We start from the raw sequence: 16,213 nt of genomic DNA, 5'->3' as shown, positions 1-16,213 counted from the left end.
CTGCAATCTCTCGTAAGAGTATGTAGGAGTGTATTTTGGAAACCTTGCGATTTAATAACCTGGAGCTTCGTCTTGCAAAAAGCGCCGCCGATATCGATGCGGCACAGGCGTTGCGTTATCGGATTTTCTATGAAGAAATGGGTGCGACGCCGTCGGCTCTTTGTAAGAGCCTTGCGCGCGATACAGACCGTTTCGATGAAATATGCGATCATCTGCTGGTAATTGACCTTGAAAAAGGAACCGATGCAGCACCGTATGTGGTTGGAACCTATCGTTTCCTGAGGAGCAGCATTGCCCGGAAAAACAGTGGATTTTATTCGGAGTCAGAATTTGATCTCGGCCATCTGAACGTCTTTCCCGGTGAGATTATGGAGCTCGGACGCTCCTGCATAGATGCCGCCTATCGCCGCCGGGGCGCGATGCAGCTGCTGTGGCGGGGTATTGCTACCTATATCCATCAGTACGACGTGCAGATCATGTTCGGCTGTGGCAGCATTCATGGTACGGATCTGAAAGAGCAGGCGCGGGTTTTGTCCTATCTTCATCACTATCACAAGGCGCCCGGGCATTTACGCCCACGGGCGCTTGAAGAGCATTATATCCCGATGAAAATGATGAAGCGTAAGGAAGTTGATATCGAACAGGCGCATCGGGAGCTTCCGCCCCTGTTAAAAGGATATCTTCGCCTTGGCGGTTATATCGGCGACGGTGCGGTGATCGATCACCAGTTCAATACAATTGATGTGTGCGTCATCGTTGAAACCGAAAATGTGACAAGCAAATATATCCGCCATTTCTCCCGGGATCGGAAGGAAAAGGCGACCGCCGCCGTGGCAACGGGAAATCCGGTTCAGATCTATTCCTGATCGGTCGACGCGCCCTGTGAAATCCACCAGCCGATAATTTTGCGCTCCTCATCCGTCATCTGGGTGAGGTTGCCAAGCGGCATGGTCTTCGTGTCGACCGACTGCTGTCTGATACGGGTTTTCTCGCGGGCAATTTGCTGAGGTGTCTCCAGGCGAACTCCTTTGGGAGGGGCGTCATAGTCTGCGTTTGCGGGCTTTGCCGCATGGCAACTGGCGCAACGCTCAAAAATGATTTTCTCGATCTGTGCAAATGGAACTTTCTCCGCCGGTGCATCGTTATCTGACCTTGGCGCGGCGGCATAGGCGATCGCAAAGAATAGAATGAAGGCCATCGGCAGCAGAATAAAGCCCTGCTTCGCCCGGCCCTGGTTTTTCATATTGAAGTAATGCCGGACAAGAACGCCGACCAGAGCGATACCTGCGAGCAATGCCCAACCATATGTGTTCCCGTATGTCATGGGATAATGGTTGCTGATCATGATAAAGAGGACAGGCAACGTAAAATAATTGTTGTGAAGGGAACGCTGCTTCGCTCGCAACCCATGGACCGGATCCGGCGCTTCGCCTTTTTTTGCCGCTGAGACGAGGGCCATCTGCCCGGGAATGATCACCATAAGAACATTGGCAACCATGATGGTTCCCATTATCGCTCCGACATGAATATAGGCGCCGCGACCGCTGAATATCTGCGAAAGGCCAAAAGCGGCGAAGGTCAGCAGGATAAAAAGGACAATGCCGAATGCGGCCTGATTATTGATCAGGGGCGATTTGCAAAGAGCATCATAGATTATCCAGCCGCCAACAATCGAACCAAGTCCGATCAAAATGGCGGCATCCGTAGAGATATCGGCAATGCTTCTGTCAATGAGGTAAATATCCGCCCCGAAATAATAGAGGATCGTGAGCAGGATGAAGCCGCTGATCCAGGTAAAATAGGCTTCATATTTAAACCAGTGGAGCACCGGAGGGATTTCGGGAGGTGCAAGCCGGTACTTCTGGACTTCATAGAAACCCCCGCCATGTATGGCCCATAATTCACCGCCGACCCCGGCCTTGTCCTTGTATCCATCCTTGACGGGTGGGGTCAGGTTCATATCAAGCCAGACGAAGTAGAAGGACGCGCCTATCCATGCGATGCCGGTAATCATATGTATCCAGCGAACAGCCAGTTGGACCCACTCCATTAAATCAAATTCCATCAACTTCCCTCATGGCGGATGTCCAAGCTGCCTTCAAAACTTTTTCTAGTCCTGCGAGACGCACCGGCAATTTGTTGGGCGGCGTATTGCACGTCTTCGAATGATGTTGGCCGGCCGATGCCCATCCTGACCGTCGCGGCAACCTCCTCGGCGCTGAGACCCATAGCGCGAAGCACATGGGAGGATTCAGATTTCATCGAACCGCAGGCAGACCCTGTGCTCAGCGCCAGATCAGGCAATTCATGCAATAAATCCTCCGCATCGAGGCCCACGAATGTCATACTGATACATCCCGGAATATGCGGCGCCATGTTGCCATTCAGGCGGAACTCTTCACCAAGTCTTTTGCGCAACGCATCTATAAAAACCGTCCGCAACTGCCCAACATGTTGCGCATCCCTCTCCCTGTTCTCATTTGCAATCCGGCAGGCCTCACCTAGACCGACGCAAAGGGCTGTTGGCAGCGTGCCGGGGCGAAGATCCCTTTGCTGGCCGCCACCATGGAAAAGAGGAGCAATTTTGGTTCCCTCTTTTATATAGAGGGCACCGATGCCCATTGGGCCATATATCTTATGCCCGGACAGGCTGAGCAGCGTGATGCCATCCTCAATAACGTCCAGTCTTTCTGTGACGAGCGCTTGTGCAGCATCACAGTGAAAGGCGATATTCCTCTCAGCACAGATACGGCCGATGGAGCTGATATCCTGTCGCACACCCGTTTCATTGTTCACGGCCATGACGGATACTAGGATTGTTTCAGGCCTTATCGCTTTTTCTAGATCCTTGAGGTCGATCAGGCCGTTTTCATCGACTTGCATCAGTGTAAGCGCGATACCTTCATGTTTTGAGAGATATTTAAGCGGCTGCAGGACGGCTTCATGCTCCGTCTCAACCGATATAACATGCCGTGCACCGGAAGCCGCTCGGACGAAGCCCAGAAGCGCCAGATTGTTGGCCTCCGTCGCTCCTGATGTGAAAATAATCTCATGAGGTCGGGCATGAATGAGTTTGGCGATATGCGCTTGCGCCTGTTCAATCGAGTGGCGGGCCTGATGACCAAAGTGATGTGTGCTGCTGTGCGGATTGCCCGAAGATTCCTTTACCGCGGTTACCATCGCTGCGGCGACCTCATCGTCCAATGGTGTGGAGGCTGGGTAATCAAGATAAATCGGGAGCGACAATGTTGAACCTTCAAAAGAAACCTGGCGATGATGTTCAACCGGGAAAATCATCGGCTAGGATCCAAAAGCATCAAGTTTAGCAAGCATCGCTTGCTTTTCGTCGGCAGTGCAAAAACTCGCCTCGAAACCGTTTCTCGCCAATTTGAGGATGTCGTCCTTCGACAGGTTGAGACTCTCGGAAATAGCCAGATAATTCTCGTTCACATATCCGCCAAAATAGGCGGGATCGTCTGAATTAACAGTTGCCTTCAGGCCCAGATCCAGCATTCTCTTTATGGGATGCGTACGCATATCCGTTATGCCCGCCAGCTTGAAGTTGGATAACGGACAGACCGTGAGGGCCATTTGGCTTTCGACAAGTCGTTTAACCAAGGCGTCATCCTCCAGTGCCCGGTTGCCGTGATCCAAACGATCGATCTTCAGCATATCAAGGGCTTCATAGACATACTCAGGCGGTCCTTCTTCTCCTGCATGGGCAACGGCAAGAAAGCCTTCCGATTTGGCCTTTTCAAATACACGGTCAAATTTTGACGGAGGAAAGCCGACTTCGGATGAATCAAGCCCGACCGCTATGATCTGATCACGGTGGGGAAGGGCCTGCTTAAGAGTTTCAAAGGCCGCCTCTTCACTTAAATGACGCAGGAAACACATGATGAGTTTTGACGTGATCCCATATTTCTCACGCCCTTCCTTTAAAGCGCTACTGATGCCGTTGATCACTGTTGCAAAGGGAACTCCGCGGTCCGTATGACCCTGCGGATCAAAGAAAATTTCCGCATGTATGACATTCTGGTCATGGATATGGGCAATATAAGCAAGGGTCAGATCATAAAAATCCTGTTCCGTTTTCAGGACGCTCATGCCCTGATAATAGATATCGAGAAAATCCTGGAGGTTGGAAAATTGATAGGCGGCCCGGACTTCGTCAACATTCTTGAAGGGAATTTTAATGTTGTTGCGGCGCGCTAATGCGAACATAAGTTCCGGTTCGAGACTGCCTTCAATATGCAAATGCAGTTCCGCCTTGGGCATTTCCATGATGAAGCGATCAAGTTCTGTCATGACGGCATTCCAAACAATTAGAACCTGCCTTCCGCTGAACTCTCCTGAGCAGCGGAAGGCAGAGCAAACTGAACGTTATTTGGGAAGCTGACCTTCAACACCTTCGACGTACCAGTTCATGCCGAGTAGCGTTCCATCATCAAGAGCTGACCCTTCCGCGGCGCCAACGGACCCATCCTGCTTGTTAAAGGGACCCGCGAAAGGAAGAATGGATCCATCTTCGATGCCTTTTCGGGTTTCTTTGGCAAGAGCGACAACGTCCTCTGGAATTGCGTCGTTGTAAGGTGCGAGTTCTACCATGCCGGATTTGAAACCGCCCCAGACATCCTCGGATTTCCAGGTTCCATCAAGAACCGCTCTGGTGCGGTCAACATAGTAACCGTCCCAATTGTCGATAATCGCCGTCAGCTGTGCCTTGGGGGCGAACTTGGCCATATCGGATGCCTGTCCAACCGCCCAGACGCCCCGGTTCTCAGCCACCTGAAGCGGTGCGGGGCTGTCCGTATGTTGCATAATGATATCTGCGCCCTGATCAATCAGCGCCTTGGCCGCATCGCTTTCCTTGCCGGGATCATACCATGTATTTACCCAGGCGACCTTTACCGTCACATCAGGATTGACACTACGCGCGGCGAGCGTCATGGCGTTGATCCCGCGAACAACTTCCGGAATGGGAAAGGATCCGACATAGCCAATGACGTTTGATTTCGTCATCTTGCCCGCGATCTTGCCAACCACATAGCGCCCTTCATAAAACCGCGAGGAATATGTGCTGACGTTATCTGCCCGCTTATAGCCGGTGGCATGTTCGAACTTCACATCCGGAAACTGTTTGGCGACTTTAAGCGTCGGGTTCATGAAACCGAATGATGTCGTGAAGATAAGCTTATAGCCATCAGCTGCCATCTGGCGGATGACCGGCTCACTGCTTGATTCCTTAACGCTTTCCACAAAGGAGGTTTTTACCTTATCGCCGAATTCTTTCTGGACGGCTTGGCGGCCAAGTTCGTGACGATATGTCCAACCATGATCGCCAATCGGGCCAACATAAATGAAGCCCACCTTGTCTTCGGCATTGGCGGTTCCACCCATTAGAAGTGCGCCGGCCAACGCAGCGACGCTGATCAGGCCTGAGAATTTTTTTCGTGTCATTAGCTTTCTCCTTTTTTATACAGAAACAGTTCGGTTTCATGCTGCCGGATGAAAAATCTTGCCTATGCAAGCCGGGGCATGTTTTCGAATACGGGATTCATCTTTCGATATCAGGACGAGGACAAGTACGGTCGCCAGATATGGCAGCATCGAAAGGATTTGTGAGGGTACGTTAAGTCCGGCAGCCTGGGCGTGCAACTGTAAAATCGTAATGCCGCCAAACATATAGGCGCCAACCAGCACAAGCCCCGGCTTCCATGTCGCAAAAACGATGAGTGCAAGGGCAATCCAGCCGCGTCCGGCAGTCATATTCTCCGCCCACATCGGTGTATAGGCGAGGGATAGATAAGCTCCGCCGATCCCCGACATGGCCCCGCCGAACATAACGGCAAGATAACGGATCGCGATCACCGGATAGCCGATCGAATGTGCTGCGTTATGGGAATCGCCAACGGCCCGCAGGATCAGCCCTGCCTTTGTTTTATAGAGAAACCAGCTGACAAGGGCGACCATAACGAAGGAAAGATATACCAGAGCATCCTGTGCGAAGAGAATGGGCCCGACAAAAGGCAGATCGGATAGACCTGCAATATCGAGTTTGCCCAGCGCCGAGACTGGCTCTCCCACAAATTCCTGCCCCATTAAAGCGCTGAGACCGACACCAAACAAGGTAAGGGACAATCCGGTCGCGACCTGGTTCGCCATAAGCGAAAGTGTGAGGACGCCAAAAAGGAAGGCCATGATGGCCCCGGCAAGGGCCGCTGCGGCAACAGCGAGAAAATAGTTCCCGGTGACGAGCGCAGTGATAAATCCGCTGACGGCCCCAACGAGCATCATCCCTTCAACGCCCAGGTTAAGGACGCCGGATTTCTCCGTCACAAGTTCTCCAATCCCTGCAAAGACGAGGGGGGTAGCCGCCGTGATAATGGTTAGAACAACCGGTATAATCCAATCAAATCCGCTCATTATAACGTGGCCTTTCTTGCAATATTCAGACGGAACCGGTAGTGAACGAGCACATCACAGGCGAGGAGGAAGAAGAGAACCATTCCCTGAAATACACCGGTCACAGCAACCGGAAGACCGAGATTAATCTGTGCCGTCTCTCCGCCAAGATAGGTGAGCGCCATCAACAAACTGGCAAAGAAGATTCCGACCGGGTGAAGCCGCCCCAAAAATGCGACGATAATAGCCGTAAAGCCGTATCCCGGCGAGATGGAAGGCACAACCTGATCAATAGGACCACTTACCTCTGAAAATCCGGCAATGCCGGAAAGAGCGCCGGCAAACAGAAGGGTGAGCCAGATGATTTTCTTCTGACTGAAACCCGCGTAGCCGCCGGCGCGCGGTGCTTCCCCGATAACCTTCACCTGAAAACCGATGAGTGTCCGCGCCATCATGATCCAGGCACCGAAGACAGCCAATAATGCCAGAAGGGTTCCAAAATGCATTCTTGTGCCAGCGATCAATATGGGCATATCAGCGCTTTCGCTGAATGTCTGCGATTCAGGAAAGTTAAAACCTGCCGGATCCCGCCAGGGCCCGTGGATCAGGACAGACAGGAAAAGCAGTGCAACATAGACCAGCATCAGGCTGGTCAGAATTTCGTTGGCATTAAAGCGTGTTTTGAAGAATGCCGGAATGGCCGCCCAGGCGGCACCCCCAATGGCCGCCATGATAATCATCGCCGGTAGCAGGAAGATACTGTCTGTTTCGGGGAAATAAATAAAAAGACTGCTTCCGACGATAGCGCCCATGGTGAGCTGGCCCTCTGCGCCGATATTCCAGACGTTGGCCCGGAAGCCGACGGACAGGCCGATAGCGCAGAAGATCAGCGGTGTTGCCTTGACGAAGAGTTCGGAAAATTCATATAGGGTGTCCAGCGGGGCGACGAAAAACTGGTAAAGCGCCTCGATCGGATTTACCCCCAACAGCTCAAAGAGCAGGATGCTGGTAAGAACAGTCAAGGTGAGAGCAATGATCGGCGTCAGATAGACCATCGCCTTGGAATATTCACTTCGTTTCTCGATTTTAAGTAACATGGGCCGCCTCCGTCTTTTCTCCCATGCCATGGGTGCCGCCCATCAACAGGCCGATTTCTTCAATGGTTATTTCCGACAGCTCCCGCCCGACCGACAACCGTCCTTCCGAAATAACGGCAATCCTGTTACTGATTGCGAACAGTTCATCGAGATCCTGACTGATTACCAGAACAGCAGCGCCGTTTTCAGCAAGGTTAATCAGTGTCTGATGAATGAAGGATGCCGCGCCCGCGTCCACGCCCCAGGTCGGATGCGCCACGATGATAACGTTCGGCTTTTGCAAAACCTCCCGTCCGACAATGAACTTCTGCAAATTTCCCCCTGAGAGGCTGTTTGCTGTGTGATTGACGCCCGGCGTTCGAACATCGAACTGCTTTACAATATCGACAGCGTAGTTTTCCGTATTTCCCTTGTTGATGAAGCCGTTATTCATCAGCGACATTCGACTGTAGCCGCTTAAAAACGCATTCTCGGTCAGCATCATTTCTGGTACGGAGCCATGGCCAAGACGATCTTCCGGTACAAACGCAAGGCCGAGATTTCTTCGCTGGTTGGGTCCAAACTGGCCTATTTCCTTGCCATCTAGGGAAATTGCGCTTGCATCTTTGCTACGGGTTTCTCCGCTTAAGGCCGCAAGCAGTTCGATCTGTCCATTACCGGCAACACCGGCAATGCCAAGTATTTCTCCGCTACGGACCTCGAAATTGATTGTGTTGAGGTTGACGCCGAACTCTATGTCCGCATCGATGTTCAGGTTATTCACTTTCAGCCGGACAGGCCCTTTTTCAGGCTGGGCGGAATGTTCCGGTGCGTGCAAATTCGTCCCGATCATCATCTCTGCGAGGCTTTTTGCGGTTTCTTTCGTCGGATCACATTCATTGATATATTTCCCGCCGCGCAGGATCGTCGCCTTATGGCAAAGCGCCTTGATCTCATCGAGCTTGTGACTGATATACAGGATTGAAACACCTTCATCGGACAGGCGCCGCAATGTTTCGAACATTTTTTCGGCTTCCTGAGGCGTGAGAACCGAAGTCGGTTCATCCATGATGAGAAGCTTCGGATTTTGCAGGAGGCAGCGAACAATCTCAATGCGCTGCTTCTCACCAACGGAGAGGGTATGTACCTGTCTGTGCGGCTCCAGCGGCAGGCCGTAGTTATTTGAAACTTCTACGATTTCGCGGGCGAGCTTGGCCATATCCTGCCGGCCTGCCATTCCGAGTGCGATATTCTCCGTAACGGTCATTGCCTCGAACAGGGAGAAATGCTGAAACACCATGCCGATGCCGGCTTTGCGGGCGGCATGGGGGTTGGGAATCTTCACCGGATTGCCCGCCCAGAAAATTTCTCCCTCATCGGCTTCCAGTACGCCGTAGATTATTTTCACAAGTGTACTTTTGCCGGCGCCATTTTCACCCAGGAGAGCATGGATTTCGCCGGGCATGATTTTGAGGTCAATATGATCATTGGCAAGACAGCCCGGATAGGCCTTGGTGATCCCCCGCAGTTCAAGCTGTGGTGTTCCGCCGCCATTATTCATCATGCGGCCATTTCCGTTGCGTCATTTCACCCCCTCCATCGTTTGTCCTAATCCTAGAGACCGAAGTCCAGACGGTCCATATCATGTTCCATGAAGCCCTTCCTGCCGTGCCGGGTTCCTGTCGTGTTGTAATTTTCGATGGCGTCTCATAATGTCGGCAGCAACGCCCAGCGCAATTTCGGCGGGCCGCTTTCCGTCGAGCTCCGGTAGCCCGATCGGGCAGGCGATGCGGTCGATTTCTACAGTTGAAAATCCCCGCACCGCCAGCCGTTTGTGGAATTTTGCCTTCTTCGTGTTTGATCCGATTAGCCCGATGTATCGTGCCTCGGGTCGCTGTTTTAGCAATGCCTCGCAAATGTCCAGATCCAACTGATGGCTATGTGTCATGATCAAATAGTAGCCGTCAGCCGGGCTGTCCGAGATTGCACTAATCGGACTTTCTATAACGATCTCGCGAACGTTGGCCGGAATGGCGTCCGGAAACTCCTGCGGGCGCTCATCCACCCAAAGAATAGTGCAGGGAAGAGAGGAAAAGGCCTGAACAACGGCTTTGCCGACATGTCCGGCTCCAAAGAGGGTAAGATGAAATTCCGCCTCGTGAAGGGATTGGACCAGTGTAAATTCCGTTTCTTCTTCAGCGCCCGAGTTGATAATTTCTGCTCCCGGTGAAGTCAGCCGCCGCTCGATAGCCGACTGGATCGTTTGATCAAGATATATCATGCTGTCATTCGCCGTGAGGACTTGTCGGTGGCAACTCGACGAAGTCCAGCGGGAGAGCAAAATACTATTTTCTTCATTTAACCGGTTAAATATATTATAGGCCCCATCGGCAGATAATTTACCAAGCAGGATATCTACATATCCTCCGCAGCATTGGGCAAGCTCGGGACCGAGCGGAACATTCAATATTTCCGCCGATTTCTCATTCTCCTGAAGCATGTTTCGGGCGGCATTTACTGCAAGATATTCCAGTCTGCCGCCGCCAATGGTTCCCATTGATCTTGAGGCTGTCACCAGCATGGTCGCTCCCATCTCACGAGGCGTTGAGCCTTTGACCAAACCGACGGTCACAAGAACGGCCGCGCCATCCTGAATAGGATCATATGCAGTGGCGATGTCAGTCCAATTGCTCATTGTGCGGCTTCCGTAATTTTCTCCGGCTGACTGGTCGAGGACATTTTTTGTACGGCAAACAATACACGCTCTGGAGTGGCCGGAGCGTCAAGGTCCGGATATAGCTGGTAGTCTGACACACTGGAAATGGCGTCGGCAATGGCATTGAAGGCAGAGATGGCGAGCATGAAAGGAGGCTCGCCGACTGCTTTTGATTTGAATATCGTCTCCTCTACGTTCTCTCCGCGATCATATATCTTCATATTGAAGATAGCCGGACGATCGCTGCAGGCCGGTATTTTATATGTCGACGGCGCGTGGGTTTTCAGGATGCCCTTATCGTCGAAGAACAACTCCTCCGTCGTCAGCCATCCCATGCCCTGAATATAGCCACCCTCGATCTGGCCGAGGTCGATGGCCGGATTAAGACTTTTGCCCGCATCATGAAGAATATCCACGGCGACAACCTTGTTCTCGCCGGTAAGTGTATCAACGATAACTTCTGAGACCGCGGCGCCATAGGCGAAATAATAGAACGGCCGCCCGCTGTAAGTCTCGGCGTCATAATGAATTTTCGGTGTGCGGTAAAACCCCGTCGCGGAGAGGGAAACCCGGTTCATATAGGCGAGATGAATGAGGTCCTTGAAGGCGACGGTTTGCTTTCCTATCCTTACCCGGTTTGGCAGGAACGTGACCTCACTCTCCGTTACGCCGTAGTTATAGGCAGCAAAGGCCGTCAGCCGCTTTTTAAGGGCGAGGGCAGCGGCTTCTGCTGCCTTGCCGTTCAAATCTGCACCGGACGAAGCGGCCGTCGGTGATGTATTTGGCACCTTATCCGTACGTGTTGCCGTGATTTTGACCCGTTCGATATCAATCTGAAGCACTTCCGCGACGACTTGTGCGACCTTGATATAGAGTCCCTGTCCCATCTCGGTACCGCCGTGATTGATCATCACGCTGCCGTCCGTATAGATATGCAGAAGGGCGCCGGCCTGATTGAGATGGGAAGCGGTGAAGGATATTCCGAATTTCACCGGAGTGAGTGACATGCCTTTCTTGAGATAGGGGCTTGTTTTGTTAAATGCACGGATTGCCTCTCGACGTGCCGAATAATTGGCGCTCTTTTCAAGGTCCGCAATAATTTCCGGCGCGATGTTATCCTCGACAGTCATCTGATAGGGCGTCACGTTGCGATTGGTCTTGCCGTACAGGTTGTTCTTGCGGACCTCAAGCGGGTCTTTCTTCAGATAGCAGGCGATAGCGTCCATCATGCGTTCCGGCGCCAGCATCCCTTGCGGCCCGCCGAAACCGCGAAACGCCGTATTGGAAACCGTATGGGTTTTGCATCGATGCGAAATGATCGTTACATTTTCAAAATAATAGCAGTTGTCCGCATGAAACATGGCGCGGTCATTGATCGAGGCAGACAGATCGACTGAGCGGCCACATCGGGACGCAAGAACGAATTCGGCGCCGCTGATACGCCCATTGTCATCAAACCCCATCTCAACAGTAATCACAAAATCATGGCGTTTGCCGGTCATGATCATGTCATCGTCCCGGTCCAGCCGTATTTTTGCCGGACGGCCGGTTATATGGGCTGCAAGGGCGGCAATTGCGGCGAACCAGGCGCCCTGCGTTTCCTTGCCGCCAAACCCGCCGCCCATTCGCCGGATCTCGACCGTGACCGCATGGTCAGGGAGATCGAGGAACTTTGCGACATTGTGTTGTACTTCAGTCGGGTGCTGGGTTGAGGAATGCACAAACATATCGCCATCCTCGCCGGGAAGGGCGAGAGCGACATGTCCTTCAAGGTAACACTGATCCTGCCCGCCGACTTCAAAGCGGCGGGGCAAACGGTGCTTCGCATTTTTGATGGCCTTTGCCGCATCCCCGCGGCGAATTTCACGGCTGGGCAGGACAAATGAGTTTGTCGCCATGGCCTGCTCGACGGTGATGATAGCCGGGAGTTCTTCATACTCAATTTCCGCAAGCTTCGCGGCGGCGCGGGCCTGCTCCAAACTTTCTGCGGCAACGGCGAACAAGGACTGGCCGGCATATTCAACGGTATCTTCGGCGAAAACCGGATCATCTCCGGCGATTGGCGCGGCATCATTCACCCCCGGCACGTCCTCTGCCGTCAGAACGGCGACAACACCGGGCGCTGTTCTTACTTTTGACACATCAAGTTTTATGAGGCGTGCATGGGCCTTTTCACTTTGTGCAACATAGAGATGCAGTAGTTTTTTTCCCTCCGGAATATCATCAATATAGAGCGCCTCGCCCGCAACCTGCTTTGCTGCACTATCATGTGGCGTCGCAACATGGACGGTTCCTCGGATCATGTTACGGCTGAGCGGTGGATTACGCATAGGCGAGCCCTCCTTCGCCGACAATGCGAGTTGCCCGGTCTGCCGTGGTCGTTTCGATATAAAATTTCCTGAGCAGATTTTGCGCAGCCAGCATCCGATACTGGCTGCTCGCGCGCATGTCGCTGAGAGGCTGATAGTCTTCGGACATTTTCAGCATGGCGGAGGCAATTGACGCTTCTATCCAATCTGCGCCGTCCAGTTCTTGCTCGGTCTTGTAGGCACGCCGTGGCGTCCCCGCCATTCCGCCATAGCAGATGCGGATATCTTTAACAGTATTTCCGTTCAGAGTAAGATGGAACGCTCCGCAGACGGCGGAAATATCCTGGTCAAATCGTTTCGATATTTTATATGTGGCAAAATGACTCTCAGGCCTTTGGCGTGGAAGGAACACAGCCTCGACAAACTCACCGGGTTTGAGGTCCTGCTGGCCATACTCGATGAAGAAATCTTCGAGCAGGATTTCACGCAATCCCTCTTTGGAGCGAAGGTGCAATTGCGCGCCAAGAGCGATCAGCGCGGGGGGCATATCACCGATGGGCGATCCGTTCGCGATATTCCCGCCGATGGTACCGCAGTTACGAATCTGGGTCGAGGCAATCCGCCGGATAAGTTCACCAAGATCCGAATGCACCTCTTCAAGCGGGGCCCATGCATCGCTATAGGTCACTCCGGCGCCGATATGAAGTCCGCCTTCTTTTTCGGCAACACTTTTGAGGGAGTCAATTTGACCAAGATAGATAACTGTCTGAATCTCCCGATGTTGTTTTGTCACCCAAAGTCCGACGTCGGTTGCCCCGGCAAGAAGGACCGCATCTGGATAAGTCGCGAGGAGTTCTGTCAGTTCTTCTATTGTTTTCGGCGCAAAATAGCTGCGACCCTGCCAGTCTAGCTGCAGGCCAGGTTCATTCATGAGGGTTTCAAGTTCTGCAATTGTCACCTTTTCCCGAGCATGGAAATGATCGATTATGTCGGTTTTGGTAATTGCGACGGCCGCGTCTACGATTGTTCCATATCCGGTGCAACGGCAAAGGTTGCCTGCAAGGATATTGTCGATATGCCGACGGTCCGGGTTTCTGCCCGTATGCAATTCAGCAAAAAGGGACATCACGAAGCCTGGTGTGCAAAATCCGCATTGAGTGCCATTTGCATCGACCATGGCCTTTTGGACAGGATGGAGATCGCCGTTTGCCGATTTCAGGTCTTCGACAGTGATCAGTTCCTTCCCGTCCAGTGTTGGAAGAAACTGGATGCAGGCATTAACAGCTTGATAGCGCAGCTTGCCATCTTTCAAATCACCTAAAACCACAGTGCAGGCACCGCAGTCGCCCTCTGCACATCCTTCCTTGCTCCCGGTCAGCGCCTGCTCATAGCGAAGAAAGTTCAGAACCGTCATCGTTGGATCAATATTTTCCAATTCGACAATTTCACCGCGATGAACATATTTTATCTTTTGGCGCATCAATTTCCCTGTTCCGACATTCCCTAACTTCCGCGGTAGGTCGAATAGCTGTAGGGGGAGACGAGTAGGGGAACATGATAATGTGTTTCGACGTCTGCAATACCAAACCGAAGCACTACTTCATCAAGGAACTTGGGTTCCGGTAATGTCACTCCCGATTTCTCGAAATATGCCCCTATATGAAACAATAGTTCATACTGTCCGCGCTTAAAATTTTCTCCCTCAAGAAGAGGAGAATCACAACGTCCGTCAGAATTTGTGAGACGACTGTCGATTAGCGTGCGGTCGCTGTCGGCGATGCGAAAGAGATCAATTCTAATCCCCGTGCCGGGCCTGCCCGCGGCAGTGTCCAGTACATGCGTTGTAAGTTTCCCCATAACTTTCCTTAAGCCAGCGTCCCCTGATAGTGCACTGCAAAACTTTGCATGACAGAATTTGGATTGTCCACATAATTAATTAATTTTGTATACAATATTTTTTACTATTGTATAAGTACAGTGAGGGAACTTGATAAATTTGAGGAAAATTCATGAGCCGGACTGCCCCAACAGTCGCTCTGAGGCAGAGCGAAACCCAGACACGAAAGGGCTTGCATAACGACCAAATTTACGAAGAGATGTTTGCCGCCATACTGGAGCAAAGGCTGGCGCCGGGTACAAAACTCTCCGAGGATACGCTTGGTGAAATCTTTGGTGTCAGCCGGACAGTGATACGGGCCGTGCTGCAACGGCTTGCCCACGAACGGATTGTCCAGATACACCCAAATCGTGGCGCTTTCGTCTCTGAACCATCACCTGCAGAAGCACAGGAGGTTCTGCAAGCGCGCCGCCTGATCGAGGCCGGGATTATACGCGAAGCGATTCGCAGGCAGGTACCGTCAGATATGGAAACGCTTCGGCAGTCTGTCGCAGCAGAGCGCGAGAGCCTTGAACAAGGCGATCACGAGTCCTGGGTCCGGCTTTCGGGCGATTTTCATTTGAAACTGGCAGCGATTGCAAAGAACCACACTCTGGCGGCCTATGTGAAGGAATTGGTTTCCCGGACTTCTCTGATAATTGTGCAGTATCAGAAAGGGAATGTTTCCCCCTGTAGCTGTGATGAGCATACGCAGATTATTAAAGCGATCGAAGCCCGCGATGAGGAAAAAGCGGTCGAGTTGATGATGGCGCATCTAAAGGCATGTGAAGATCAGTTGAACCTGCGACATGAAGAGGGCAAAGCGGATCTTTTCTCGATCTTCGCTAAACCGGGAGGCCGGGCGGAGAGGAAACGGAGAGCCGTATGATCGGGGACGTTCCTTATCCGCGGAACCTGATCGGCTATGGTGCTTCACCGCCGGATCCAAAATGGCCCGGAGGTGCCCGCATCGCCGTGCAGTTCGTCCTTAACTATGAAGAGGGCGGAGAGAATAGCATCCTGCATGGCGATGATGCGTCCGAATCCTTTCTTTCCGAGATAATCAACGCGGTTCCGATTCCCGGTGCCCGTCACGTCAGTATGGAGTCAATTTACGAGTATGGAAGCCGGGCGGGTGTCTGGCGGCTGCTGCGCCTGTTTGAAAAGTATGACGTTCCGCTTACCATATTCGGCGTAGCGATGGCGCTTGAACGAAACCCAGATGTGGTTCGGGCGTTTATTGACCAGGGGCATGAGATATGCAGTCACGGTTATCGCTGGATTAACTATCAGAATGTGTCTGAAGCCGTGGAGCGTGAGCATATGCATCGCGCGATTGAGATTATCAGGCGATTGACGGGGGAGCGACCCTTGGGTTGGTATACGGGACGGACAAGCCCGAACACCCGCCGCCTCGTCGCGGAGGAAGGCGGCTTTCTTTATGACGCCGACGCCTATGACGATGATCTCCCTCACTGGATTGAGGAAGCTGGATGCCATCAGCTCATCATTCCCTATACGCTTGATGCAAATGATATGCGCTTTGCTGCGGTACAGGGATTTAACAGCGGGGATCAGTTTTTCACCTATCTGAAAGACAGTTTCGACACCTTGTATGAAGAAGGGGAGAGCAGCCCAAAAATGATGTCGGTCGGGCTGCACTGCCGGATCGTCGGGCGACCGGGCAGGATCGCCGCTCTCAAGCGTTTTATAGAGTATGCGCGAGACCATGACGCAGTGTGGTTCTGTCGCCGGATTGATATTGCCCGGCACTGGCATGAACATCATCCGCCCGTCGCTGAAAAGGCTTCTCGGTGATGAAATTTAGAAC

Annotated in this window: 14 protein-coding genes; 3 read left to right on the top strand and 11 right to left on the bottom strand. The window is 52.4% G+C overall.

The annotated features are described in order from the left end of the window. The first annotated feature begins 35 nt into the window (after positions 1–35). Entirely contained in the window at positions 36–866 is an 831-nt protein-coding gene (locus AAC599_RS10805; RefSeq protein ID WP_340150409.1) for a GNAT family N-acyltransferase, read from the top strand. Here the strand turns inward: AAC599_RS10805 and AAC599_RS10800 are convergent. The 11 genes from AAC599_RS10800 to uraH form a co-directional block, all read right to left on the bottom strand. After that, positions 857–2,065 carry a urate hydroxylase PuuD gene (locus AAC599_RS10800; protein ID WP_340150408.1) on the bottom strand — a complete coding sequence of 403 codons (1,209 nt, stop codon included), beginning with the start codon at positions 2,063–2,065 and terminating at the stop codon, positions 857–859. The two genes, AAC599_RS10805 and AAC599_RS10800, sit on opposite strands and share 10 nt — an antisense overlap. Further along, complete coding sequence (locus AAC599_RS10795) at positions 2,065–3,297, bottom strand: cysteine desulfurase family protein (RefSeq protein WP_340150407.1); 1,233 nt, start codon at positions 3,295–3,297, stop codon at positions 2,065–2,067. Before AAC599_RS10795 ends, AAC599_RS10800 begins: the two co-directional genes overlap by 1 nt. 3 nt (positions 3,298–3,300) lie before the next feature. Continuing rightward, the gene (locus tag AAC599_RS10790) at positions 3,301–4,308 is read right to left on the bottom strand and encodes an adenosine deaminase (protein WP_340150406.1); all 1,008 of its coding nucleotides are present in this window, start codon (positions 4,306–4,308) and stop codon (positions 3,301–3,303) included. 75 nt (positions 4,309–4,383) lie between these two features. Beyond that, positions 4,384–5,460, bottom strand: coding sequence for a BMP family ABC transporter substrate-binding protein (locus AAC599_RS10785; RefSeq protein WP_340150405.1), 1,077 nt, complete (start codon positions 5,458–5,460; stop codon positions 4,384–4,386). Between the two features lie 36 nt (positions 5,461–5,496). After that, positions 5,497–6,426 (bottom strand): ABC transporter permease, encoded by a 930-nt coding sequence (locus AAC599_RS10780; protein ID WP_340150404.1) that lies wholly within the window; start codon positions 6,424–6,426, stop codon positions 5,497–5,499. Next, on the bottom strand, positions 6,426–7,502 hold the full coding sequence (locus AAC599_RS10775; RefSeq protein WP_340150403.1) for an ABC transporter permease: 1,077 nt from the start codon (positions 7,500–7,502) through the stop codon (positions 6,426–6,428). Before AAC599_RS10775 ends, AAC599_RS10780 begins: the two co-directional genes overlap by 1 nt. Then, positions 7,492–9,045: an ABC transporter ATP-binding protein gene (locus AAC599_RS10770; protein ID WP_340150402.1), complete on the bottom strand. Its 1,554-nt coding sequence runs from the start codon at positions 9,043–9,045 to the stop codon at positions 7,492–7,494. Before AAC599_RS10770 ends, AAC599_RS10775 begins: the two co-directional genes overlap by 11 nt. Positions 9,046–9,123: 78 nt before the next feature. Then, entirely contained in the window at positions 9,124–10,176 is a 1,053-nt protein-coding gene (gene xdhC, locus AAC599_RS10765; RefSeq protein ID WP_340150401.1) for a xanthine dehydrogenase accessory protein XdhC, read from the bottom strand. Beyond that, a complete protein-coding gene (xdhB, locus tag AAC599_RS10760) occupies positions 10,173–12,527 on the bottom strand; it encodes a xanthine dehydrogenase molybdopterin binding subunit (protein ID WP_340150400.1) in 2,355 nt (784 codons plus the stop codon). Before xdhB ends, xdhC begins: the two co-directional genes overlap by 4 nt. Then, on the bottom strand, positions 12,520–13,986 hold the full coding sequence (gene xdhA / locus AAC599_RS10755) for a xanthine dehydrogenase small subunit (RefSeq protein ID WP_340150399.1): 1,467 nt from the start codon (positions 13,984–13,986) through the stop codon (positions 12,520–12,522). The genes xdhB and xdhA overlap by 8 nt, the downstream gene beginning before the upstream one ends. Positions 13,987–14,009: 23 nt before the next feature. Next, a complete protein-coding gene (uraH, locus tag AAC599_RS10750; protein ID WP_340150398.1) occupies positions 14,010–14,363 on the bottom strand; it encodes a hydroxyisourate hydrolase in 354 nt (117 codons plus the stop codon). A 152-nt stretch (positions 14,364–14,515) separates the two neighbouring features. Between uraH and AAC599_RS10745 the strand changes: the two genes are divergently transcribed. Next, entirely contained in the window at positions 14,516–15,271 is a 756-nt protein-coding gene (locus tag AAC599_RS10745; protein WP_340150397.1) for a GntR family transcriptional regulator, read from the top strand. Next, a complete protein-coding gene (gene puuE / locus AAC599_RS10740) occupies positions 15,268–16,200 on the top strand; it encodes an allantoinase PuuE (RefSeq protein WP_340150396.1) in 933 nt (310 codons plus the stop codon). Before AAC599_RS10745 ends, puuE begins: the two co-directional genes overlap by 4 nt. The last annotated feature ends 13 nt before the right edge of the window (positions 16,201–16,213 follow it).

It is taken from the genome of uncultured Sneathiella sp. (genome assembly GCF_963976355.1).
GTDB lineage: Bacteria > Pseudomonadota > Alphaproteobacteria > Sneathiellales > Sneathiellaceae > Sneathiella.
This window is presented reverse-complemented; position numbering and strand designations above follow the sequence as displayed.

What these genes read in the sequence shown, in the direction of transcription:
- AAC599_RS10800 (WP_340150408.1), bottom strand. Translation starts at nt 2,065, where the DNA reads ATGGAATTTGATTTAATGGAGTGGGTCCAACTGGCTGTTCGCTGGATA.
- xdhB (WP_340150400.1), bottom strand. Translation starts at nt 12,527, where the DNA reads ATGCGTAATCCACCGCTCAGCCGTAACATGATCCGAGGAACCGTCCAT.
- AAC599_RS10775 (WP_340150403.1), bottom strand. Translation starts at nt 7,502, where the DNA reads ATGTTACTTAAAATCGAGAAACGAAGTGAATATTCCAAGGCGATGGTC.
- AAC599_RS10790 (WP_340150406.1), bottom strand. Translation starts at nt 4,308, where the DNA reads ATGACAGAACTTGATCGCTTCATCATGGAAATGCCCAAGGCGGAACTG.
- AAC599_RS10745 (WP_340150397.1), top strand. Translation starts at nt 14,516, where the DNA reads ATGAGCCGGACTGCCCCAACAGTCGCTCTGAGGCAGAGCGAAACCCAG.
- AAC599_RS10780 (WP_340150404.1), bottom strand. Translation starts at nt 6,426, where the DNA reads ATGAGCGGATTTGATTGGATTATACCGGTTGTTCTAACCATTATCACG.
- xdhA (WP_340150399.1), bottom strand. Translation starts at nt 13,986, where the DNA reads ATGCGCCAAAAGATAAAATATGTTCATCGCGGTGAAATTGTCGAATTG.
- uraH (WP_340150398.1), bottom strand. Translation starts at nt 14,363, where the DNA reads ATGGGGAAACTTACAACGCATGTACTGGACACTGCCGCGGGCAGGCCC.
- AAC599_RS10770 (WP_340150402.1), bottom strand. Translation starts at nt 9,045, where the DNA reads ATGATGAATAATGGCGGCGGAACACCACAGCTTGAACTGCGGGGGATC.
- AAC599_RS10795 (WP_340150407.1), bottom strand. Translation starts at nt 3,297, where the DNA reads ATGATTTTCCCGGTTGAACATCATCGCCAGGTTTCTTTTGAAGGTTCA.
- puuE (WP_340150396.1), top strand. Translation starts at nt 15,268, where the DNA reads ATGATCGGGGACGTTCCTTATCCGCGGAACCTGATCGGCTATGGTGCT.
- xdhC (WP_340150401.1), bottom strand. Translation starts at nt 10,176, where the DNA reads ATGAGCAATTGGACTGACATCGCCACTGCATATGATCCTATTCAGGAT.
- AAC599_RS10785 (WP_340150405.1), bottom strand. Translation starts at nt 5,460, where the DNA reads ATGACACGAAAAAAATTCTCAGGCCTGATCAGCGTCGCTGCGTTGGCC.